The following is a 21,807-nucleotide window of genomic DNA, read 5'->3' on the forward strand; positions in this document are numbered from 1 at the left end:
CGTGCCCCGCTTCAGCATCATCGTCCCCGTCTTCAAGGTGCAGGGCTACCTGCGCGAGTGCCTCGACTCCGTGCTGACGCAGTCGTACCCGGACTTCGAGGTCGTCGCCGTCGACGACCGCTCGCCCGACGGCTGCGGCGCGATCCTCGACGAGTACGCGGAGCGCGATCAGCGGGTGCGCGTGCTGCACCTGGCCGAGAACATCGGCCTCGGCCGCGCCCGCAACGCGGGGCTGGAGCAGGCGCGCGGCGACTACGTCCTCTTCCTCGACAGCGACGACTTCTACACGCCGGGCCTGCTGGCCGCCGTCGCCGACCGGCTGAAGTCGGCCGAGGACCCGGACATCCTGGTCTTCGACCACGTGCGCACCCACTGGTGGGGCCGGGGCGGGCCGAGCGACGCCTCCGCGCTGCTGGCCGCGGCCGGGCAGGACGTCTTCAGCCTCCGCGAGAGCCCGCAGTACGTGCACCTGTTCCTGGTCGCCTGGAACAAGGCCTACCGCCGGGACTTCTTCCAGAAGCACGGGCTGCGGTACGCGCCCGGCCTCTACGAGGACGCCCCCGTCACCTACCGGTCGATAGTGCTCGCCGAGCGTATCGCCTGCCTGAACCGGATCGGCGTCGAATACCGGCAGCGCCGGCAGGGGGCGATCACCAAGACGCCGGGGCGCCGTCACTTCGACATCTTCCCGCAGTACGAGGGGCTGTTCGCTTTCCTGGAGGAGCGCGAGGACCTCGCCTGGGCCCGTCCGCTGCTGTTCGAGCGGGCCCTGGACCACATGCTGTACGTCATCGCCCGCGAGGACCGGGTGACCCCCTCCGACCGGGCCGCCTTCCACCGCGAGATGCGGGCCTTCCACCGCCGCCACTGCCCCGAGGGCTTCACCCCGCCCCAGGGCCCGCGCGGTACCGAGATGCGGCTGCTGGCGAGCACGCCCTACGCCTCGTACGCGGCCCTGCGCGGGGCACGCGGGGTGCGCAGGGTCGCCGGGGCGGGCAAGCGGCGGGTGGCGGCCAAGGTCTCGGCGTCGACGCAGGGCGCCTGGTACGCGGCCCAGTCGCGGCTGCCGCTGGATCCGCACCTTGTCGTCTACTCCTCCACGCACCACGCGGGTGTCTCGGGCGACCCGGCCGCGATCCACGCCAAGGCCCGCGAGATCGCGCCGCAGCTGCGCGGCGTGTGGGTGGTGCGCGAGGAGTCGGTGGCCGACGTGCCGCCCGGCATCGACTTCGTGACGCCCGGCTCCCGGCGCTACCACGCGGTCGTGGCGCGGGCCACGTACTGGGTGAACAACGTCAACTGGCCCGGCAGCCTGGTCAAGCGGCCCGGCCAGGTGCACGTCCAGACCCATCAGGGCACCCCGCTCAAGTACATGGGCGCCGACCTGCTCGGCAAGCCCGGTGCCCGGCACGGCTTCAGCGTGCCGAAGATGCTGCACCGAGCCGACCGCTGGGACCTGAGCCTGGTCGCCAACCGGCACTCGGAGCTGGTGTGGGAGCGGGCCTACCCGTGCCACTTCACGTCACTGCGCACGGGCAGCCCGCGCAACGACGTCCTCGTCGACGCCCCGGCGGAGCGCGGCGCCGCCGTCCGCGTCCGTCTCGGCATCCCCGCCGACGACACGGTCGTGCTGTACGCGCCGACCCGGCGGGAGTACCGCAGGGGCGGGCACGTCGACCGGATCGACCTGGCCCGGTTCGCCGCGGACCTGGGCGCCGGCCACACCCTCGTCGTACGCCTGCACCCCTCGCTCGCCTCCGGTACGGCGCGCGGGATGGGGCTGGCCGATCTGCACGGGCGCGGCGTGCTGGTCGACGCGACGGACGAACCGCACGTCGAGGAGCTGATGCTCGCCTCCGACGTGCTGGTCACCGACTACTCGGCCCTGATGTTCGACTACGCCAACCTCGACCGGCCGATCGTCGTGCACGCCGACGACTGGGGCGCGTACGCGGCGAGCCGGGGCGCCTACTTCGACATCACCGCCGAGGCGCCGGGCCATGTGTCGCGTTCCTACCGGGAGTTGGCCTGGCTGTTCGCCTCCGGCACCTGGCGGGACGAGGAGTCGACGGGGCTGCGGGCCGCGTTCCGGAAGCGGTTCTGCGAGTTCGACGACGGACGGGCCGCCGAGCGGGTCGTACGGCAGGTGCTGCTGGGCGAGTCGGCGGACGGTGACGAGGGAGCGGCCGCGAGCATTCCGCGGGCGGCCGACGGTTCGGCCCGGCTGCCTCAGTACAGCTGACCTTCGGGCGCCGCTAGCCGGCGTTCCGTGCGAGGGGGCAGGACCGCGGGGTCCTGCCCCCTTCGCGCGCGACGCCCGGCGTGGCTCTCGATCAGCAGCGGGATGCCGCACACGGGCAGCAGGCTCGCCATCACCAACAGCCGCGGCCCCATGGCCGTTTCGGGGTGCCCGGCCTGGTTGGCGAACCCGGCGACGGCGACGCCGACGACCAGCAGCCCGAACGGGCGGTGGTACCGCAGGGCTCCCCAGGCCCCGGCGGCGAGCAGGAGCAGGTTCAGGGGCTGCACCAGCGCGCCGCGCAGCCACTCCCGCCAGAAGGCGAGGCTCAGGCGGAGGAAATGGTGCAGGAGATGCGGGGGCACGGGCCTGCTGTAGTGGACGGCCAGGAGTTCCTGGAGGCTGGCCCGGGTACCGGGCAGTGCGCATACGGCGATCACGAGCTGAAGCGCCACGGCGAAAAGGCCCGTCACCGCGAGGAGCGTCCCTTCGGGCCGGGGCACTTCCCGCTTCCTGCCCCACCGCACGCACAGGTACAGCGCGAGCACGCCCGCGATTCCCGCGACGGCGAGCAGGGTCTGCGCGTACTTCACGCAGGCGGCCGCGGCGAACGCGGCGACGGACAAGGCCGTACCCGACCTGATACGGCCTTGGAGAACTCGGACGCAGCCGAGGATGCCGGCGAGGAGCAGGCACAGCAGCAGTCCCTCGCACATGGGCTGCATGGATTCCGTGCCCGTCGGCAGCGCGTAGTAGAGCACCTGCCCGAGCAGGGCGAGCGGGGCCGGGACACCCAGGCGGCGCAGGATCAGCACCACGAAGCCGCTGCCCAGGACGGTCACCACGACTGCGGCCGCCCACAGCCCGCGGACCAGCCCGAACGCGCGCATGAAGGGGATGGTGAAGACGGGGTATCCGGGCCTGGTCGCGAAGATCTCGGAGACGCGCGGATCGCTGAACAGCGCCCGGTAACCGGTGATGTCCGTGCGCCGGGCGGTGCCGGCGATGATGCGTTCCCCGCGTGCGCGGCAGTCCCGGTAGGCGGAATTCCCGCCGTCGTGATTCCGGTACGTCGCCAGGTCGGCGCTCGCGTGCCGGGCGGCGGCCACGCGCGCGCTGTCGCAGAAATACTCCAGTGCGCGCCGGGAGGCCTCTTCCCGGCCGACCCCCTGCACCATGTACGCGTGCGCCACGTATTGGCGGGTGTCCATACGGGCGCGCCCCTGGATCTCGGCCGACTGGGCGGCGGCGAAAACCAGGGCGATCAGGGAGAACCAGAAAGGAAGCCGCCACATACTGAAAGGGCCTATCACGCGAGACCGAGCGATTCGGTCAGGCCAGGTCAAATGTCGCGTAGCACAAAAAGCGCCGACCCGCGCCGCTGGTGCCGGTGCGGGTCGGTGGACGTGTGCGGGGACCTACTCGATGACGAGGTCGACGTCGACGTTGCCGCGCGTGGCGTTGGAGTACGGGCAGACCTGGTGGGCGGTCTCCACCAGCTTGCGGCCGGTCGCCTCGTCCACGGTGTCCGGCAGCTCGACGCGGAGGGTCACCTTGAGGCCGAAGCCCTCGCCCTGCTTGCCTATGCCGACCTCGGCGGTGACGGCGGCGTCGCTGACGTCGACCTTGGCCTGGCGGCCGACGAGGCCGAGGGCGCTGCCGAAACAGGCGGCGTAACCGGCGGCGAACAGCTGCTCGGGGTTGGTGCCCTCGCCGTTGCCGCCCAACTCCACCGGCGGCGCGAGCTTGACGTCGATCTTGCCGTCGTTGGTGAAGGCGCGACCGTCGCGGCCGTGGGTGGCGGTGGCGACAGCGGTGTAGAGCGCGTCCATGGATGACCATCCCTCTCGAAGTCGTGTTCCGGCGGCTCTTTGCACGGCCGCCTCACGACCACAAGTAGAGCACACAATTCAATTGTGCACAATTGAATGACGGGCAAGAGCTATCCTGGACGCATGAGCACCTCGCCGACTCCTGCACCCGCGGCCGACTGGCTCCGCCTCGACCAGCAGATCTGCTTCTCCCTGCACGCCGCCTCGCGCGCCTTCGGCGGCCTGTACCGCGTGCTCCTCAAGGATCTCGGGCTCACCTACCCGCAGTACCTGGTGATGCTGGTGCTGTGGGAGCACGGCGACCAGCCGGTCAAGAAGCTGGGCGAGCACCTGCGCCTGGACTCCGGCACCCTCTCCCCCCTGCTCAAGCGGCTGGAGGCGGCGGGCCTGGTACGACGTGTGCGCAGCGCCCGCGACGAGCGCTCGGTGGAGGTACGGCTCACCGAGGAGGGCTCCGCACTGCGCGAGCGGGCGCTGGAGGTGCCGCGGCGCATCGTCACCGCCACGAGCTTCGACGTGGACGAGATCCGCGCCCTGCGCGCCCGCCTCGACGAACTCACCACTGCCCTGGACGAGGCCGCCGTGGAGGCGGCACGGGACGGCTCATAGCCGTGGGCGACGGACATACAGCCCGAGGGTGATCCGGCCGCTCGCGAACCCCTCGACGTGGGTGAAGTGCTCCTCCACGGCGTCGAGCTTGAGCCGGTCGACCGGGTCGCTCGGCACCCAGCGCGACTTCAGGACGTATCCGGGGGCCACGACCCACACCCGGTTCACCGAGGCAAGCCTGCGCCGCAGTTCCCCGGGCGGCGCCTCCAGACCGCTGAGCGTCCCGGACCGGGCCCCGGACTCCGCGAGCGCGACGTCGCGGGCCCGCCCGAAGCCCTTCGGGTACGCCTGCGCCCCGACCCGCCAGAACGACGGCAGGAAGAGCACCGCGTCCCCGGGGCGGGCCTGGCGGGCGACGGCTGCCGAGACGGCGGCGAAGTTCTCGGGACGGTGGTCCGGGGAACGGTTCTCCCGCTGCAGGGGAAGTGAGGCGACGAAGACGAACGCGACGGTCACGACGCCGCCGAGGGGGACGAGACGGCGCAACGGCCGGCGGGGCGCGCGCGGCAGCAGGCGCCCGGCGAGGGTCACGAGCCGGTCGGCGCCCGTCGCCACCAGCAGGGGCGCCCCGGCGAGCGCGTACAGCACGTACCGGTCGTCGTAGAGGGGCTGGATCTGCGACGCGAGCAGCAGGACCGCGGGCGGCAGCACCAGCAGGGGCAGCGCGACCACCGCGGGCCGCCGGGCGGTGAGCCCCACGGCGGCCAGCAGCACGCACCCCCAGAACACCGGCCCCTCCGGGACGGCGGCGAAGGACCGGCCCAGGACCTCCGCCTGCGCCCACCCGGGCGTCCGCAGCCACGACACCTGACCCGACTGCCCCACGGACACCCAGGCCAGCGGCAGCAGGACGACGACGACCGCGCCCGCGGCACCCCCCCAGCCGGACCACACCCGGCGCCCCACCCGCGCCAGCACCAGAGTCGCCGCGTGCCCCAGGAGAACCAGCACCGCCAGCTCGTGCAGCAGGCAGGTCACCGCGAGCAGGCTCGCGTACGGCCACCAGGGGTGCTCGCGCGGCTCCCGCAGCGCCCGCACCAGCAGCAGGGTCGCGCCCGCCACGCCGGCCGAGACGAGCGCGTACGAGCGCCCCTCCTGGGCGTAGTGGCCGGTCATCGGGGTGATGGCGTAGAGCAGCCCGGCCCACAGGCCGACGCGCGGCCGGACCAGCCGGGTGCCGAGCGCCGCCACCAGGCCGGCGGCCGCGGCGGCCCCGCACACCGAGGGCAGACGCAGGACGACCTCGCCGGGATGGACGGCGAGGACGAGGTGCATGAACAGGTAGTAGAGGCCGTGCACGGCGTCGACGGTGTGCAGCAGCTGCCAGATCTGCGGCACGGTACGGCGCGCCACGAGATAGCTGACGCTCTCGTCGCCCCACATCCCGCCCCGGTCGAGGCCCCACAGCCCGAGTACCAGCATCAGGGCCGCCGGCACCGCCACGGCCGAGGTCTCCGCCCGCGTCCACCGGCGGGAGCGCGCCCGCCGCGAAACCTCGCTCTCCATACAGCAGCTAACGTTCGTCACGCAGCCGAGTTTGTGGTGTTGGCAAGCTCTTACCGACGATTGACGGTGTATCAGCACGCATACACCATTCGCCCGGCTTACGATCCGCGGTGATGAATGCCGCGACGAACCCCCTCAGGAAGCACCCGCGCCTCGTCCTCGCCACCGGCTGGCTCGCCACCCGGGCCGCGATGCTGTGGCTCCTCACCCACGACCGACTGCCCGCCCTCGGCCGGGGAACGGTGGCCCGGGAGGTGTGGCGGCTGTACCACCACTGGTACGACGTCCTCACGCTGGGCACCTTCCCCACCCACGACCCGCTCTGGCAGTACCCGCCCGGCGCCGGCGCCGTCCTGCTGTCGCCCGCACTGCTGCCGGGCCTGACGTACTTTCAGGCGTTCGTCGTCCTCACCCTCGCCGCCGACGCGGCGACCGCCCTGGCGCTGACCCACGCGGGGCGCCGCCGCAACCGCAGCTTCCTCGGCGCCTGGGTGTGGGTGGGCGGCCTGCCGCTGCTGCTGCACGTCCCGCTCGTCCGTTACGACGTCCAGGTCACGGCCCTCGCCGTCATCTCCCTGTTGACGATGTCGCGTTCCACGCGCGTGTGCGGAGTGTTCGCGGCGCTGGGCGCCGTGGTGAAGGTGTGGCCCGCGCTGGTGCTGCTGGGCACGCCCAAGGGGCCGACGACGCGCCCGGCGTGGTCGTGGGCGACCGGGGCGGGAGCCCTCGCGCTGGGCGTGTTCGCGGCCCTGTTCGCCCACCCGTTCTCCTTCCTGCGGGAACAGGGCGGCCGGGGCGTGCAGATCGAATCGCTGGGCGGCACCGCGCTCTCCCTGGCCACGCACGCCGGGTGGCCGGGAAGGGTGCGCTACCAGTACGGCGCCATGGAATTCACCGGCCCGTACGTCCGCAGCGTCGCGTACGCGTCCCTCGCGCTCACCGCGGTCGCCTTCGGGCTGCTACTCCTGTGGCGGCTGCGAGCCCGGCGCTGGACGCCCGCGACGCCGTACGACGCCGCCTTCAGCGCCGTACTGCTCTTCACCGTGACCAGCCGCGTCATCAGCCCCCAGTACATGATCTGGCTGCTGGGCCTGGCCGCCGTGTGCCTTACCTCGCGGCACACCGTGCAACGCCCCGTGGCCGCCCTGGTCGTGGCGGCGACCGCGGTCAGCGCCGTCGCCTATCCGGCCCTCTACCACCAGGTGACGGCCTGCACCTGGACGGGCTGCGGGCTGATGCTCGTACGCAACGGGCTGCTCGCGGCGGCCGCCGTGCTGTCCTTCACGCGCGTGTGGCGCTCGACGACGCCCCCGGCGCCCGTCAACGCACCCGTGGTGTCCCCGGACACCCAGGGCGTCGGCTCGCCCGTCCCCGTGTGACGGTTCCGCCTGGTTCACTGATACGCGGGACACCGACCGCGCACCGGGAGCGAGGGGACGACCGCACATGACCTGGCTGATCACCGGCGGCGCCGGGTACATCGGGGCGCACGTCGTCCGGGCAATGGCGGAGGCGGCGCGAAGCTAGGCCCTGTCGTCGAATTCCCGTCGTCCGGATCAGGTCGGCGCCGCGGACCTCACAGCGCCTTGACGGCCTGCGCGGTGGCCCGGGCCAGGGCGTCCAGGTAGCCCTTCGGCAGCTTGGGGCTGCGGATGACCACCGACCGCCAGTACAGGGGACCGGAGATCACGTCGAGGGCCAGCTCGTCGTCGAAGCCCGCGCGGATCTCGCCGCGCTGCTCGGCCGCCACCAGGATCTTGAGGGCCACGCCCTCCTGGCCCTCGCGCAGCGTCTTCTGCATGGCCTCGGCGATCTCCGGGTTGCGGGCCGCCTCGGCCTGCAGGTCCGGGATGATCTGCGAGGCCACCGGGTGACGCAGGGCGCGGGAGGTGACCTCGTACAGCAGGCGCAGGTCGCCCTCCAGGGAGCCGGTGTCGGGCGTCGGCAGGCCCATCACCGCGAGCGCCGAGACGACGTCGAGGACCAGGTGCAGCTTGGACTTCCAGCGGCGGTACACGGCCGTCTTGCCGACGCCCGCGCGGCGCGCGATGCCCTCGATCGACATGCGCGCGTAGCCGACGGCCGCGAGTTCCTCGAAGACGGCCGCCCGGATGGCCTCCGTCACGTCCTCCCGGAGCACCGCTGCTCCGGCGGGGGTCCGGCGGCGCGGACGCGTCTGGGGCTCGTCGGCGTTCGTCGTCATGCGGTCCAGCATAGGGCGTTGCGACGATACGGTCCCGTCCCCACGCAGACGCGTCACGACGAAACGGTTGCGTTCCGACGCCGACTCGGCCTACGCTCACGTTGCGACGATACGGTCCCGTCCCGACGTAAGAGAACGTGAAGAGAAGCGTAAGGAAACACGGGGCAAAGGGACACGGCGTCACAGAGCTTGCCAGCGCCACCCCCTCCCCCCGAGCGAAAGCACCGGATGTGAGCCAGGTCCTCCACACACCGCCCTCGACGCCGGCCGCGACCGACGACGACCTCGCGGCCCTCGCCGCCCGCCACGGCCTCACGGTCAGCGGTGCCCGCCCCTCCCTGCCCGAGTACGTCCGGCAGCTGTGGGCCCGGCGCCACTTCATCACCGCGTTCGCCACCGCCAAGCTCACCGCGCAGTACAGCCAGGCGAAGCTCGGCCAGGTCTGGCAGGTCATGACACCGCTGCTGAACGCGGCGGTGTACTACTTCATCTTCGGCGTCCTGCTGCACACCAAGAAGGGCGTGCCGGACTACATCCCGTTCCTGGTCACGGGCGTGTTCATCTGGACGTTCACGCAGAGCTCGATCCTGACCGGCACCCGCGCGATCTCTGGCAACCTCGGGCTGGTGCGCGCCCTGCACTTCCCCCGGGCCGCCCTGCCGATCTCCTTCTGCCTGCAGCAGTTGCAGCAGCTGTTGTTCTCCATGGCCGCCCTGGTCGTGATCCTGCTCTGCTTCGGCGTCCCGGTCTCCGCCTCCTGGGTGCTGGCGATCCCGGCGCTGGTCCTGCAGTTCTGTTTCAATGCCGGCTTCGCGATGATCATGGCCCGGATGGGCGCCAAGACACCGGACATCGCCCAGCTGATGCCGTTCGTGCTGCGCACCTGGATGTACGTCTCGGGCGTCATGTGGAACATCGACAAGCTGACCGGCGAGCACAGCGGCCTGCCGAGCTGGGTGAACCCGGTGCTCAAGGCCCAGCCCGCCGCCGTGTACATCGACCTGATGCGCTACGCCCTGATCGACAGCTTCCACGCCAAGCAGCTGCCGCCGCACGTGTGGCCGCTTGCGGTCGGGTGGGCCCTGGTCCTGGGCGTCGGTGGCTTCATCTACTTCTGGAAGGCTGAGGAGACCTACGGCCGTGGCTGAGCAGACCTTCGAGATCACCGACCGGATCCCCGCCGGCACCGTGCCCGGCGAGCTGATCCCGACGATCGTCGTCGACGGCGTCGACATCGTCTACCGCGTCAACGGCACCGGCGCCGGCAGGGGCTCCGCCACCGCCGCCCTCAACCGCATGCTGCGCCGTCAGCAGACCGAGCAGGCGGCCGGCGTGCGCAAGGTGCACGCCGTCAAGAACGTGTCGTTCGTCGCCTACAAGGGCGAGGCGATCGGCCTCATCGGCACCAACGGCTCCGGCAAGTCGACCCTGCTCAAGGCGATCGCGGGCCTGCTGCCGGTGGAGAACGGCCACATCTACACCAACGGCCAGCCCTCCCTCCTCGGCGTCAACGCGGCCCTGATGGGCGATCTGACCGGCGAGAAGAACGTCTTCCTCGGCGGTCTGGCGATGGGCATGTCCCGCGAGGAGATCAAGGACCGCTACCAGTCCATCGTCGACTTCTCCGGCATCAACGAGAAGGGCGACTTCATCACCCTCCCCATGCGGACGTACTCCTCCGGCATGGGCGCCCGTCTGCGCTTCTCCATCGCCGCCGCCAAGGACCACGACGTCCTCCTCATCGACGAGGCGCTCGCCACCGGCGACCGGTCCTTCCAGAAGCGGTCCGAGCAGCGCATCCGCGAACTGCGGCAGCAGGCGGGCACGGTGTTCCTGGTCAGCCACAACAACAAGTCGATCCGCGACACCTGCGAACGCGTGCTGTGGCTGGAGCGCGGCGAACTGCGCATGGACGGCCCGACCGAGGAGGTCATGGCGGCGTACGAGGAGTTCACCGGCGGCGCCGACAAGCCCAAGCCCAAAAAGGCCGCCTGAGCCGCCGTAGGGCGAGAGGGCGCCCCGAGCCGGACCGGCTCGGGGCGCCCTTCGTCGTGGCGGGCGTACCGCCGACTACGAGTGCGTCCGCAGCAAGGTGCGCATCGTCCGCATCGCCACCGACAGGTTGGCGAGGTCGAACGTCTCCGAACCCTGGATCTCCTCCAGCGTGGTGCGCGCCCGGCCGAGGATCGCCGCGTTCTTCTCCTCCCAGGCCTTGAAGCGCTGCTCGGGGGTCGAGGTGCCGTTGCCCACCGCCAGGACGTCCGCCGTCAGCGCCGCGTGGGCCGCGAAGAGGTCCTCACGGATGGAGGCGCGGGCCATGGACTGCCAGCGGTCGGCGCGCGGCAGCTCGATGATGCGGTCCATGAGCTGGGCGATGTGCAGCCGGTCGGCGAGGTCGTAGTACACCTCGGCGACATCCATCGGGTCCCTGCCCATGCGGTCGCCGATCGAGACGATGTCCAGCGCCGGGAAGGCGGAGGAGAACCCGGCCACGCGCGTGGCCAGTTCGTCCGGAACGCCGGCGTCCGTCAGCTCGTCGTAGATCTTCTGCCACCACTCCAGGTCCGCGCCGCGCAGCAGCTTCGGCAGCTGCTGCCAGACCTGCTCGACGCGCTCGGCGAAGAACTCGACCGTCTCGGCCAGCTGCAGAGGCTGCGGCCGGTTGTTGAGCAGCCAGCGCGTACCGCGCTCGACCAGGCGGCGGGAGTGCAGACGGATACGGGTCTGCACGGCGGCCTCGACCCGGTTGTCCAGCTCCTCGACCGCGTCCCACACCGGCGCCGAGCAGAAGATCGCCCGCGCCGCGGTCTGCGCCCGCACGATCTCCTCCAGCGAGGCACCGGTCTCCTCGCGCAGACGGTGCAGGTACGTCGTACCGCCCGTGTTGACCGTGTCGTTGACCAGGACGGTCGTGACGATCTCGCGGCGCAGCGGGTGGCTGTCGATGAACTCGGGGAACTGCTCGCGCAGCGCCGTCGGGAAGTACGCGTGCAGCAGACCGCGCAGGTACGCGTCGTCCGGCAGGGACGTGTGCAGCAGCTCGTCGGCGACCGTGATCTTCGTGTACGCCATCAGGACGGCCGTCTCCGGGCCCGTCAGCCCCTGTGCGGCGCCGAGGCGCTCGCGGATCTGACGGTCGGTGGGCAGGAACTCCAGCGCCCGGTCGAGGTGGCCCTCGCGCACCAGGTGGCGGATGAACCGCTGCTGGGCGTGGAGCATGTCCTTCGACTGGGCGAGGGCGTTGGCGAGCGCCGTGTTCTGCGCGTAGTTGTTGCGCAGGACCAGCCGGCCCACCTCGTCGGTCATCTCGGCGAGCAGCTTGTTGCGCTGCTTGACGGTCATGTCGCCCTCGGTGACCAGGCCGTTGAGCAGGATCTTGATGTTCACCTCGTGGTCGGAGGTGTCCACGCCCGCGCTGTTGTCGATCGCGTCCGTGTTGATCTTGCCGCCGTGCCGGGCGAACTCGATCCGGCCCAGCTGGGTCAGGCCCAGGTTGCCGCCCTCGCCGACGACCTTGACCTGCAGGTCGGCGCCGTCGACGCGGATCGGGTCGTTGGCCTTGTCGCCGACGTCCGCGTGGGACTCGGTGGACGCCTTGACGTACGTACCGATGCCGCCGTTCCACAGCAGGTCCACCGGCGCCTGCAGGATGGCCCGCATCAGGTCGGCCGGGGTCATCTTGGAGATCTTGCCCTCGATACCCAGGGCCTCGCGGATGTGCGAGTTGAGCGGGATGGCCTTGGCGGTGCGCGGGAACACGCCGCCGCCGGCCGAGATCAGCTCGGTGTCGTAGTCGGCCCAGCTGGAGCGCGGCAGCTCGAAGATGCGGCGGCGCTCGGCGTAGGAGGTGGCCGCGTCCGGATTCGGGTCGATGAAGATGTGCCGGTGGTCGAAGGCGGCGACCAGGCGGATGTGCTCGCTGAGCAGCATGCCGTTGCCGAACACGTCACCGGACATGTCACCGATGCCGACGACCGTGAAGTCCTCGCTCTGCGTGTCGACGCCGAGCTCGCGGAAGTGCCGCTTGACGGACTCCCAGGCACCGCGGGCGGTGATGCCCATGCCCTTGTGGTCGTAGCCGGCCGAGCCGCCGGAGGCGAAGGCGTCGCCGAGCCAGAAGTTGTACTTCTCGGCGACCCCGTTGGCGATGTCGGAGAAGGTCGCGGTGCCCTTGTCGGCGGCGACGACGAGGTAGGTGTCCTCCTCGTCGTGCCGGACGACGTCCTGCGGGGGCACGACCTCGCCCGCGACCATGTTGTCGGTGATGTCGAGCAGGCCGGAGATGAACATCTTGTAGCTGGCGATGCCCTCGGCCAGCCACGCGTCCCGGTCCACCGCCGGGTCCGGCAGCTGCTTGGCGACGAAGCCGCCCTTGGCGCCGACCGGCACGATGACGGTGTTCTTCACCATCTGCGCCTTGACCAGGCCGAGGATCTCGGTACGGAAGTCCTCACGCCGGTCGGACCAGCGCAGACCGCCGCGGGCGACCTTGCCGAAGCGCAGGTGCACGCCCTCGACGCGCGGCGAGTAGACCCAGATCTCGAACGCCGGGCGCGGCGCGGGCAGGTCGGGGATCGCCTGCGGGTCGAACTTCATGGAGACGTAGTCGTGCGGCCTGCCGCCCGTGGCCTCCTGGAAGAAGTTTGTCCGCAGGGTCGCCTTGATGACGGTGAGGAAGGACCTGAGGATCCGGTCCTCGTCGAGGCTCGCGACCTGGTCGAGCGCCGCGTCGACCTCTTCGAGGAGGGCGTCGACGATCTCGTGGCCCGCACGCTGGCGGTCCGGCGACATCCGCGCCTCGAACAGGGAGACGAGCAGCCGAGTGGTGTGGACGTTGTTGCGGAGGGTGTCCTCCATGTAGTCCTGCGAGAAGGTGGAGCCCGCCTGCCGCAGGTACTTGGCGTACGCCCGCAGCACCATCGCCTGGCGCCAGTTCAGGCCGGCGCTCAGCACGAGCGCGTTGAAGCCGTCGTTCTCGGCCTTGCCGGTCCAGGTGGCCGCGAAGGCGTCCTGGACGCGCTCGCGGGCGTCGTCGCCGAGGTAGTCTCCGCTGCCGTTCTGCGCCTTGGGCATGCGCAGGCCGAAGTCGTAGATCCAGGCGGTGGTGCGGTCCGCGCAGCGCAGTTCGTACGGCCGCTCGTCCGTGACCTCGACGCCGAGCCGGCTGAGGACCGGCAGCACCGCGGACAGGGAGACTGCCTTGCCCCGGCGGTAGATCTTGAACCGGCGCTCCTCCGGCGCCGCGCCCACCGGCTCGTACAGGCTGAGCGAGAAGTCCTGGCCGCTCTGCTCCTGGGCCTCGCTGAGCTGTTCCAGGTGGACCAGGTCGGCGACGGCGGCCCGCGGGGTGTGGTCGGCCTTGTAGCCCTCGGTGAAGGCGTTGTTGTAGCGGCGCAGCAGCTCGGCGGCCTTCTCCTCGCCGCACTCGGCGTTCAGCGCCTCCGCGAAACCGTCGGCCCAGGAACGGGCGGCCTCCACCAGGCGCGCCTCGATGCGCTCCTTGTCGGTGTCCGACAGCTCGGGCAGCTCGGTGCCCTGCGGGACGCGGACCACGAAGTGCAGCCGGGACAGGATCGACTCGGTGTTCCAGGCGGTGAAGTCGACGCTGATGCCGCCGAGTTCCTCCTTGAGGATGTCGATGATCCGCAGGCGCACACCGGTGGTGTAGCGGTCGCGCGGAAGGTAGACGAGGGCCGAGTAGTAGCGGCCGTACTCGTCCTGGCGCAGGTAGAGGCGCAGCCGCCGGCGCTCCTGCAGGTACAGCACGGACGTGACGATGGACTGCAGTTCGTCGGCCGGCGTCTGGAACAGCTCGTCGCGCGGGTAGGTCTCCAGGATCTGCAGAAGGTCGCGGCCGTCGTGGCTGTTGGGCGAGAACCCGGCGCGCCGCAGGACCTCGTCGACCTTGCGGCGGATGACGGGGACCCGGCGCACCGACTCGGTGTACGCGACGGAGGAGAACAGGCCGAGGAAGCGGCGCTCACCGATGACGTTGCCCTGCGCGTCGAACTTCTTGACGCCGATGTAGTCCAGGTACGACGGCCGGTGCACGGTGGCACGGCTGTTGGCCTTGGTCAGGATCAGGAGCTTGTGCTCGCGGGCCTTGGCGCGGGCGTCGGCGGGCAGCCGCTCGAAGGACGGGCTGACCGGGTGGCCCTCCTCGCCCGCGTGGTGCGGGTCGGAGCGCAGGATGCCGAGTCCGGTGCCGGGGACGGCGGCCAGGGAGTCGTCCTCGCGCAGCTGGTACTCGCGGTAGCCGAGGAAGGTGAAGTGGTCGGCGGACAGCCAGCGCAGCAGCTCGCGGGCCTCCTCGATCTCCTGCTCGCGCAGGTCGGACGCGACGGGCTCGGCGGGCAGCTCCTCGGCCATGCGCAGCGCGGCGTCGCGCATCTTGTCCCAGTCCTCGACGGCCTCGCGGACGTCGGACAGGACCCGCAGCAGGTCGGCGGTGATCTGCTTGAGGTCCCCGCGGTCGGTCTCGCGGTCGATCTCGACGTGGATCCAGGACTCGACGTGCGCGTCGTGCGGCAGACTGGCGCCCGGCTTCGCGGGGAGCACCTCGATGAGCTTGCCGGCCACATCGCGCCGCACGACGATCTGCGGGTGGATGACGACGTGGATGCCACGCCCCTGCCGGGTCAGTTCGTTGGTGACGGAGTCCACGAGGAAGGGCATGTCGTCGGTGACCACCTCGACGACCGAGTGGCTGCACATCCACCCGTTCTCCTCGACCGTGGGCGTGTGCACCCGCACGCTGGCCGTGCCCTGGGGGCGGTTCTCGGCCAGTCGGTAGTGCGAGAGCGCGGCTCCGAAGACGTCGACCGGGTCGCGGCCGCCCAGGTCTTCCGGAGCGGTGTGCAGGTAGTAGCGCTGGAGGAACGCGAGCACGGTCTCCCGGTCGGGCGTGCTCCCGTCCGCCGTCCCGGTCGGTAGATGCCCCCCGACCGGGCTGTTCTCAGCTACCCGAGCAGCCCTCTCCAGCAGCTCGGCCTTGGCTTCGTCCAGCTTGGTCTGCATTGTCCTCTGGCTCCTGTCGCGCGCCGTTGCGTGACGTAGAAGGAAGTACGGTCTCTTCCCCTGCGGCTCGTCGCCACGGCCCGGGTTCTCCGGTCTGCTCCGACGCTATGCCGCTAGGTGAGATGAGCGGGGGGTTATCAGCCATTCTCGACGCGCCCGTGGGATGTGACGCTGCTCTCGGCATCGCCTGTTCCAGGGGTGTGTACGGCGTCCTGGGGACCCTTGCGATCCCGTCCCGCCCGCGAGGACCAGCGACCGCCGCCCGGCCACGGAGGTGTTCCGTGCTCGTCGGGCGCAGGGCAGGGGCGACGTTGCCCCCGCGAGCTATCGCGCTGATCACGCCACCAAGGCTATCGCTCCTTACAGGGGGCCCGTCATGAGCCGTATGTGTACAAAACCCGGTGCGGAACTTTGACGTTCTGCACAGGGGCGAAACGCCTCACAAGACACTAGAGACCACCTTTCCCGTCCATCCTCCACTGCCCCGCCTCCGCCGATGCAGACCCCCTTGGCAAGCGCGCCCGGCGGAGGCACGTTGCCGACATGACAGCGAAAATCCTCATCGTCACCGGCGACGCGGCCGAGTCGCTCGAGGTCCTGTACCCCTACCAGCGCCTGCGCGAGGAGGGCTACGAGGTCCACATTGCGGCCCCGGCCCGCAAGAAGCTGCGGTTCGTCGTCCACGACTTCGAACCCGGCTTCGACACCTACACCGAGAAGCCCGGCTACACCTGGCCCGCCGACCTGGCCTTCGCCGAGGTCGAACCCGGCCAGTACGCGGCCCTGGTCATCCCCGGCGGCCGGGCCCCCGAGTACCTGCGCAACGACCCCGAGCTGCGCAAGATCCTCAAGTCCTTCTTCGACGCCGACAAGCCGGTGGCCCAGATCTGCCACGGTCCCCTGCTCACCGCCGCGGTCGACGGCCTCCGCGGCCGCCGCGTCACGGCGTATCCGGCGCTGGAACCGGACATGCAGTCCGCCGGCGCCGACTTCCAGGACGCGGAGGCGGTGGTGGACGGCACCCTGGTGTCCGCGCGGGCCTGGCCGGACCATTCGGCGTGGATGCGGGAGTTCCTGACGGTGCTGAGGGCCAAGGCACCGGTGACGTGATGTCGGCACCGGTGCTTTGACGTAGGCGGTGGTGGTGTCGGCGGTCAGGCGGCCAGCCGCTCCGCCTCCACGACCGCCTCCGCCAGGGTGTCCACCACCGGCACGCCGACCTCCTCGAGGCTGGCCCGTCCGTGCGAGCCCCCGGTGTAGAGCACGGCCCGCGCCCCCACGTGCATGGCGGCCACGGCGTCGTCCGCGGCGTCGCCGATCACCACCGTCCGCCCGGGATCGATCCCGCGCAGCGACGCCAGGTGCCGCACCATGTGCTCTGCCTTGCTGCCGCCGGACGGCCCGGTCCGCCCGTCGACGCGTATGAAGTGGGCCTCGATCCCGAAGCCGCGCACCAGAGGCACCAGTTCGTCGTGCACGTACATGCTCAGGATCGACTGGCTGCGCCCCGCCGACGTCCACCCGGTGAGCAGTTCCACCGCTCCCTCGGCCAGCCCGCACCTCACCCGGTGCTCGGCGTAGTACCGGTGGAAGACCTCGTCCATGAGCTCCCACTCGGCGTCCGTAGGCAGCCGTCCCAGCAGCCGCTCGTAGAACTTCGGCACCGGCACGCAGTACAGCGCCCGGTACTGCTCCATGGTGATCGGCTCCAGGCCAAGCTCGGCGAACGCCGCGTTGGTCGCCCCGATGATCGCGTCGTTGTCGTGGAACAGCGTCCCGTTCCAGTCCCACACGATGTGTGCCCCTGCTTGCTTCCCCATGCAGAAAACGTACCCGCCGCCACTGACAATCAAGAGGCCGGCCGGTCGCGAGGAGCGGAAGCGCTCAGTCCGCGAGCCCCACCAGGTTGGGGATCTCCTGCGTCGCGTACCACAGCAGCTCGTGGTCCTCGGCACCGTCCACCACGAACTGCGCGTCGTCGTCCCCGCCGTCCGCCGCCTCCAGCGCGTCGGCCGCCGCGGCCACGTCCGCCTCCGCGTCGTCGAGGTCGACGTGCACGGCGGCCGCCTTGGCCAGCGCCACGGCTCCGGTGACCCGCACCTCGCCCAGCGCCGCCGGGTCGAGCCCGCGGTCGGGGTCGGCGGACGCGGCACCGTCCGGCACGTCGACGGCGACCACGACCCGGCGGCGCGCGGCGCCGGGGTCGGCGGCCAGCAGCCGCAGCGAGGCCAGCGCGGCACGGTTCAGCGCCGCGTACTCCAGTTCCTCGATGTCGTCCGACAGGTACCACTCGCGCAACGCGGGCGTGACGGCGTACGCGACGAACGGTCCACTGGCCAACTCGCCCGTCTTGTACGCCTCGGCGAGCCCGGGGAGGGTCAGGGGGACGTAGACGCGCATGCTGGCCGCTTTCCTGTTCGTCGGGGTCGAAGACCTTGCGGAGGGCCTTCAGGATACGCGCGGGGGTCCCCTTTCGAGTTCCCAGCCGTGACGCCCGGGCCGTCGACCCGCGTCCCGCGATTCACTCCCCTCCTCCGTGCGAACACGGGCCCGAGGGTCCCTCGATCACCCTGATAGGTGAAGTTCTTGTCCGCCCCGACGCGGACGCAACCATCCTTGCCGCCGGCGACCGCGACCCCGTACAAGATCCCCAACGCCAAGTTACCGACCGGTACTGGCGGTCTCGAGAACCGAGGAAACGGGGACTTTCCATGCACAAGGTCATGACCAGGACCGCCCAGCGCCGTCCGGGCTCCCGCCCGCCGGCCCGCCAGGACTCCCGCCGCCCCGCGGGCGCCCCGCCCCGCACCCCGGGCGGCAGCCCGGCGCGCACCGCACCGGGAGACGGACGCCCGCCCCGCCCCCGCGCCACCGGCACCAGGTCGAGCGACTCCCGCCCACCCACGGCCCCGGCCGGCACCCCCACCATCACGCGCACCACGGCCGGCACCGCACCGGCTCCCCAGGTCCTGCCGAACCCCGTTGCCACCCGGAACCAGCCCGACACCGGCACCCCCTCCCCCACCGTGCCCGCCCAGGCGCGCCGCCTGCCCCCTGCCCAGCCCCGCCCCACCGACGTCTTCGCCGACCTGCTCCTGGCCGTTCTGAGCGGTCAGCGGCCGGTTCACTCGATGCTCCGGCACACCGCGGGCCGGGCCTATGACGAACTGGCCTGGCTCGCCGAACGCGGCCCCCTGCGCGCCCGCGGCACCCGACCTGTCGTCCGCGACATCGGCTACTACGAGGCGCGTCCCGGCGCCGTCGAGGTCTTCGCCCGCATCGGCGCGGGCGACCAGCTGCGCGCCATGGCCTTCCGCCTGGAACGGGGCGGCGACCTGCGCTGGCGCTGCACGGCGGTGGAACTGGGCGGCGCCCGGCCGCCGCGCCCGGCCGACGACGCCTGACCCCGGGCCACCGCGGACGCCGAAGGGCCGGGTCACCCAGGGGTGACCCGGCCCTTCGAACCGCTGTTGCTCCTGCCCTACTTCTTGCGGCGCCGGCCGCCACGCGACTGCTTGCGGCGTTCCGCGCGCGTGAGGCCGTCGGCCTCGGAGCGCACCGGCTCGTCGTCGCCGACGAAGTCGCCCTCGATGGTGCCGCCCTCGCCGTCCACGGTCGGCGCGGAGAAGTGGAGGTTGCGGCGCTGCGGCACGTCCAGGCCCTTGGCCCGGATCTCCGGGCGGGCACCCGCCTGCGCCGGCACCACGTCCTGCTTCTGCATGTCGACCGGGGCCGCGTCCTCGACCGGGACCTCCTCGACCTGCTGCTCGACCTGGACCTCCAGGTTGAACAGGTAGCCGACGGACTCCTCCTTGATGCCCTCCATCATCGCGGTGAACATGTCGAAGCCCTCGCGCTGGTACTCGACCAGCGGGTCCTTCTGCGCCATCGCGCGCAGGCCGATGCCCTCCTGGAGGTAGTCCATCTCGTAGAGGTGCTCGCGCCACTTGCGGTCCAGGACCGACAGCACGACCCGGCGCTCCAGCTCACGCATGATCTCGGAGCCGAGCTGCGCCTCGCGTGCCTCGTACTGCTCGTGGATGTCGTCCTTGATGGACTCGGAGATGAACTCGGCGGTCAGACCGGCCCGGTCACCGGCCGCCTCCTCCAGCTCCTCGATGGTGACCTTCACCGGGTAGAGCTGCTTGAAGGCGCCCCACAGCCGCTCCAGGTCCCAGTCCTCCGCGAAGCCCTCGGCGGTCTCCGCGGCGATGTACGCGTCGATGGTGTCGTCCATGAAGTGCACGACCTGCTCCTGCAGGTCCTCGCCCTCCAGGACGCGGCGCCGCTCGCCGTAGATGACCTCGCGCTGGCGGTTGAGGACCTCGTCGTACTTCAGGACGTTCTTACGGGTCTCGAAGTTCTGCTGCTCGACCTGCGACTGCGCGGACGCGATCGCGCGCGTGACCATCTTGTTCTCGATCGGCACGTCGTCCGGGACGTTCGCCATCGACATCACGCGCTCGACCATCTGGGCCTTGAACAGCCGCATCAGGTCGTCGCCGAGGGAGAGGTAGAAGCGGGACTCGCCGGGGTCGCCCTGACGGCCGGAACGGCCGCGCAGCTGGTTGTCGATACGGCGCGACTCGTGCCGCTCGGTGCCGAGGACGTAGAGCCCGCCGAGGTCCTTGACCTCCTCGAACTCGGCCCTGACCGCCTGCTCGGCCCGCTCCAGGGCGGCGGGCAGGGCATGCGCCCACTCCTCGATGTGCTCCTCGGGGTCGAGGCCGCGCTGGCGCAGCTCCGCCTCGGCGAGGTCCTCGGGGTTGCCGCCGAGCTTGATGTCGGTACCACGGCCGGCCATGTTCGTGGCCACGGTGACGGCGCCCTTGCGGCCGGCCTGGGCGACGATCGTCGCCTCCCGGTCGTGCTGCTTGGCGTTGAGGACCTCGTGCTGGATGCCGCGCTTGGACAGCTGCTGGGAGAGGTACTCGGACTTCTCGACCGACGTCGTGCCGACGAGGATCGGCTGGCCCTTCTCGTGCTTCTCGGCGATGTCGTCGACGACCGCCTCGAACTTGGCGACCTCGGTGCGGTAGATGAGGTCCGACTGGTCCTTGCGGATCATCGGCTTGTTGGTCGGGATCGGGACCACGCCGAGCTTGTAGATCTGGTGGAACTCGGCGGCCTCGGTCATCGCCGTACCGGTCATGCCGGAGAGCTTGCTGTAAAGACGGAAGAAGTTCTGCAGGGTGATCGTGGCGAGCGTCTGGTTCTCGTCCTTGATGTCCACCCCTTCCTTCGCCTCGATCGCCTGGTGCATGCCCTCGTTGTAGCGGCGGCCGGCGAGGATACGGCCGGTGTGCTCGTCGACGATCATGACCTCGCCGTCGATGACGACGTAGTCCTTGTCCTTCTTGAAGAGCTCCTTGGCCTTGATGGCGTTGTTCAGGTAGCCCACCAGAGGCGTGTTCACCGACTCGTAGAGGTTGTCGATGCCCAGCCAGTCCTCGACCTTGCTGACGCCGGACTCGTGGATGGCGACGGTGCGCTTCTTCTCGTCGACGTCGTAGTCGCCGGTCTCCTCCACGCCCTTGAGGGGGTTGCCCGCCTCGCCCTTCTTCAGGCGCAGGACCAGCTTGGCGAAGTCGCCGTACCACTTGGTGGCCTGGTCGGCCGGGCCGGAGATGATCAGCGGCGTACGGGCCTCGTCGACGAGGATGGAGTCGACCTCGTCGACGATGGCGTAGTTGTGGCCGCGCTGGACGAGCTCGTCCTTGGACCACGCCATGTTGTCGCGGAGGTAGTCGAAGCCGAACTCGTTGTTCGTGCCGTACGTGATGTCGCAGTTGTACTGCTCGCGGCGCTCGGCCGGCGTCATGTTGGCGAGGATGCAACCGACGGACAGGCCGAGGAACTTGTGGACGCGGCCCATCATCTCGGAGTCGCGCTCGGCCAGGTAGTCGTTGACCGTGATGAGGTGGACGCCGCGGCCCGAGAGGGCGTTGAGATAGGCGGGCAGGGTGCCGACGAGCGTCTTGCCCTCACCGGTCTTCATCTCGGCGACGTAGCCGAGGTGCAGGGCGGCGCCGCCCATCATCTGCACGTCGTAGTGACGCTGGCCCAGCACGCGCTTGGCGGCCTCGCGCACCGTGGCGAACGCCTCGGGCAGCAGGTCGTCGAGGACCTTGTCGATGATGTCGTCGTGCTTGGACTCGTCGGGCTCGTCTGCGAGAGCCTCGGCGATCCGCGCCTTGTAATCATCGGTGAGGGCCCGCAGCTCGGCGTCGGAGAGGTCGACGAAGTCCTCTTCGATGGAGTTGACCTGGTCCGCGATGCGGTGCAGCTTGCGCAGGATCTTGCCTTCGCCTGCACGCATGATCTTCGAGAGGACGGACACGGGGGTTGGTCTCCTTGCCGGTCGGGCCTGGGACGGTCGGTTTCCATTTGGCTCACTGAGC

General features: G+C 70.7%; 15 protein-coding genes. 7 read left to right on the forward strand and 8 right to left on the reverse strand.

Translation table 11 applies throughout. The features are described 5' to 3' along the window. Position 1 precedes the first annotated feature (1 nt). Positions 2-2,242 carry a bifunctional glycosyltransferase family 2 protein/CDP-glycerol:glycerophosphate glycerophosphotransferase gene (locus FBY22_RS36950; protein ID WP_142152308.1) on the forward strand — a complete coding sequence of 747 codons (2,241 nt, stop codon included), beginning with the start codon at positions 2-4 and terminating at the stop codon, positions 2,240-2,242. On the opposite strand, the gene FBY22_RS36955 is transcribed toward FBY22_RS36950, so the two are convergent. Continuing rightward, the gene (locus FBY22_RS36955; RefSeq protein ID WP_142152309.1) at positions 2,230-3,534 is read right to left on the reverse strand and encodes a hypothetical protein; all 1,305 of its coding nucleotides are present in this window, start codon (positions 3,532-3,534) and stop codon (positions 2,230-2,232) included. The two genes, FBY22_RS36950 and FBY22_RS36955, sit on opposite strands and share 13 nt — an antisense overlap. 123 nt (positions 3,535-3,657) lie before the next feature. Continuing rightward, positions 3,658-4,071, reverse strand: coding sequence for an organic hydroperoxide resistance protein (locus FBY22_RS36960; RefSeq protein WP_142152310.1), 414 nt, complete (start codon positions 4,069-4,071; stop codon positions 3,658-3,660). Positions 4,072-4,167: 96 nt separating this feature from the next. Here FBY22_RS36960 and FBY22_RS36965 point away from each other — a divergent pair, with 96 nt between their 5' ends. Then, positions 4,168-4,680 (forward strand): MarR family winged helix-turn-helix transcriptional regulator, encoded by a 513-nt coding sequence (locus FBY22_RS36965; protein ID WP_142152311.1) that lies wholly within the window; start codon positions 4,168-4,170, stop codon positions 4,678-4,680. Here FBY22_RS36965 and FBY22_RS36970 read toward each other — a convergent pair. After that, complete coding sequence (locus tag FBY22_RS36970; RefSeq protein WP_260845296.1) at positions 4,675-6,207, reverse strand: glycosyltransferase family 39 protein; 1,533 nt, start codon at positions 6,205-6,207, stop codon at positions 4,675-4,677. The two genes, FBY22_RS36965 and FBY22_RS36970, sit on opposite strands and share 6 nt — an antisense overlap. A gap of 92 nt (positions 6,208-6,299) precedes the next feature. Here FBY22_RS36970 and FBY22_RS36975 point away from each other — a divergent pair, with 92 nt between their 5' ends. After that, positions 6,300-7,565, forward strand: coding sequence for a glycosyltransferase 87 family protein (locus tag FBY22_RS36975; RefSeq protein WP_142152312.1), 1,266 nt, complete (start codon positions 6,300-6,302; stop codon positions 7,563-7,565). Between the two features lie 197 nt (positions 7,566-7,762). Here the strand turns inward: FBY22_RS36975 and FBY22_RS36980 are convergent, their stop codons facing one another. Beyond that, on the reverse strand, positions 7,763-8,389 hold the full coding sequence (locus tag FBY22_RS36980; RefSeq protein ID WP_142152313.1) for a TetR/AcrR family transcriptional regulator: 627 nt from the start codon (positions 8,387-8,389) through the stop codon (positions 7,763-7,765). A 230-nt stretch (positions 8,390-8,619) separates the two neighbouring features. Here FBY22_RS36980 and FBY22_RS36985 point away from each other — a divergent pair, with 230 nt between their 5' ends. Together FBY22_RS36985 and FBY22_RS36990 are read left to right on the forward strand one after the other, a co-directional pair. Beyond that, positions 8,620-9,537 carry an ABC transporter permease gene (locus FBY22_RS36985; protein WP_142152314.1) on the forward strand — a complete coding sequence of 306 codons (918 nt, stop codon included), beginning with the start codon at positions 8,620-8,622 and terminating at the stop codon, positions 9,535-9,537. After that, on the forward strand, positions 9,530-10,384 hold the full coding sequence (locus tag FBY22_RS36990) for an ABC transporter ATP-binding protein (protein ID WP_399212484.1): 855 nt from the start codon (positions 9,530-9,532) through the stop codon (positions 10,382-10,384). Before FBY22_RS36985 ends, FBY22_RS36990 begins: the two co-directional genes overlap by 8 nt. 75 nt (positions 10,385-10,459) lie before the next feature. On the opposite strand, the gene FBY22_RS36995 is transcribed toward FBY22_RS36990, so the two are convergent. After that, entirely contained in the window at positions 10,460-15,406 is a 4,947-nt protein-coding gene (locus tag FBY22_RS36995; RefSeq protein WP_142152315.1) for an NAD-glutamate dehydrogenase, read from the reverse strand. 543 nt (positions 15,407-15,949) lie between these two features. On the opposite strand from FBY22_RS36995, the gene FBY22_RS37000 reads away from it, so the two are divergent. Beyond that, a complete protein-coding gene (locus tag FBY22_RS37000; RefSeq protein ID WP_142152316.1) occupies positions 15,950-16,516 on the forward strand; it encodes a DJ-1/PfpI family protein in 567 nt (188 codons plus the stop codon). A 44-nt stretch (positions 16,517-16,560) separates the two neighbouring features. Here FBY22_RS37000 and FBY22_RS37005 read toward each other — a convergent pair whose 3' ends face one another. Together FBY22_RS37005 and FBY22_RS37010 are read right to left on the reverse strand one after the other, a co-directional pair. Next, positions 16,561-17,226: an HAD family hydrolase gene (locus tag FBY22_RS37005; RefSeq protein ID WP_142152317.1), complete on the reverse strand. Its 666-nt coding sequence runs from the start codon at positions 17,224-17,226 to the stop codon at positions 16,561-16,563. A 64-nt stretch (positions 17,227-17,290) separates the two neighbouring features. Beyond that, a complete protein-coding gene (locus tag FBY22_RS37010) occupies positions 17,291-17,806 on the reverse strand; it encodes a DUF6912 family protein (protein WP_142152318.1) in 516 nt (171 codons plus the stop codon). A 311-nt stretch (positions 17,807-18,117) separates the two neighbouring features. Here FBY22_RS37010 and FBY22_RS37015 point away from each other — a divergent pair, with 311 nt between their 5' ends. Further along, positions 18,118-18,810, forward strand: coding sequence for an Rv3235 family protein (locus FBY22_RS37015; protein ID WP_142152319.1), 693 nt, complete (start codon positions 18,118-18,120; stop codon positions 18,808-18,810). Between the two features lie 77 nt (positions 18,811-18,887). Here FBY22_RS37015 and secA read toward each other — a convergent pair whose 3' ends face one another. Further along, on the reverse strand, positions 18,888-21,746 hold the full coding sequence (secA, locus tag FBY22_RS37020; protein ID WP_142152320.1) for a preprotein translocase subunit SecA: 2,859 nt from the start codon (positions 21,744-21,746) through the stop codon (positions 18,888-18,890). Positions 21,747-21,807: the final 61 nt, after the last annotated feature.

The organism is Streptomyces sp. SLBN-31, assembly GCF_006715395.1.
Lineage (GTDB): Bacteria > Actinomycetota > Actinomycetes > Streptomycetales > Streptomycetaceae > Streptomyces.

Coding starts and splice junctions, on each gene's coding strand:
- FBY22_RS36980 (WP_142152313.1), bottom strand. CDS start 8,389: ATGACGACGAACGCCGACGAGCCCCAGACGCGTCCGCGCCGCCGGACC.
- FBY22_RS36975 (WP_142152312.1), top strand. CDS start 6,300: ATGAATGCCGCGACGAACCCCCTCAGGAAGCACCCGCGCCTCGTCCTC.
- FBY22_RS36955 (WP_142152309.1), bottom strand. CDS start 3,534: ATGTGGCGGCTTCCTTTCTGGTTCTCCCTGATCGCCCTGGTTTTCGCC.
- FBY22_RS37005 (WP_142152317.1), bottom strand. CDS start 17,226: ATGGGGAAGCAAGCAGGGGCACACATCGTGTGGGACTGGAACGGGACG.
- FBY22_RS37010 (WP_142152318.1), bottom strand. CDS start 17,806: ATGCGCGTCTACGTCCCCCTGACCCTCCCCGGGCTCGCCGAGGCGTAC.
- FBY22_RS37000 (WP_142152316.1), top strand. CDS start 15,950: ATGACAGCGAAAATCCTCATCGTCACCGGCGACGCGGCCGAGTCGCTC.
- FBY22_RS37015 (WP_142152319.1), top strand. CDS start 18,118: ATGCACAAGGTCATGACCAGGACCGCCCAGCGCCGTCCGGGCTCCCGC.
- FBY22_RS36960 (WP_142152310.1), bottom strand. CDS start 4,071: ATGGACGCGCTCTACACCGCTGTCGCCACCGCCACCCACGGCCGCGAC.
- FBY22_RS36995 (WP_142152315.1), bottom strand. CDS start 15,406: ATGCAGACCAAGCTGGACGAAGCCAAGGCCGAGCTGCTGGAGAGGGCT.
- FBY22_RS36965 (WP_142152311.1), top strand. CDS start 4,168: ATGACGGGCAAGAGCTATCCTGGACGCATGAGCACCTCGCCGACTCCT.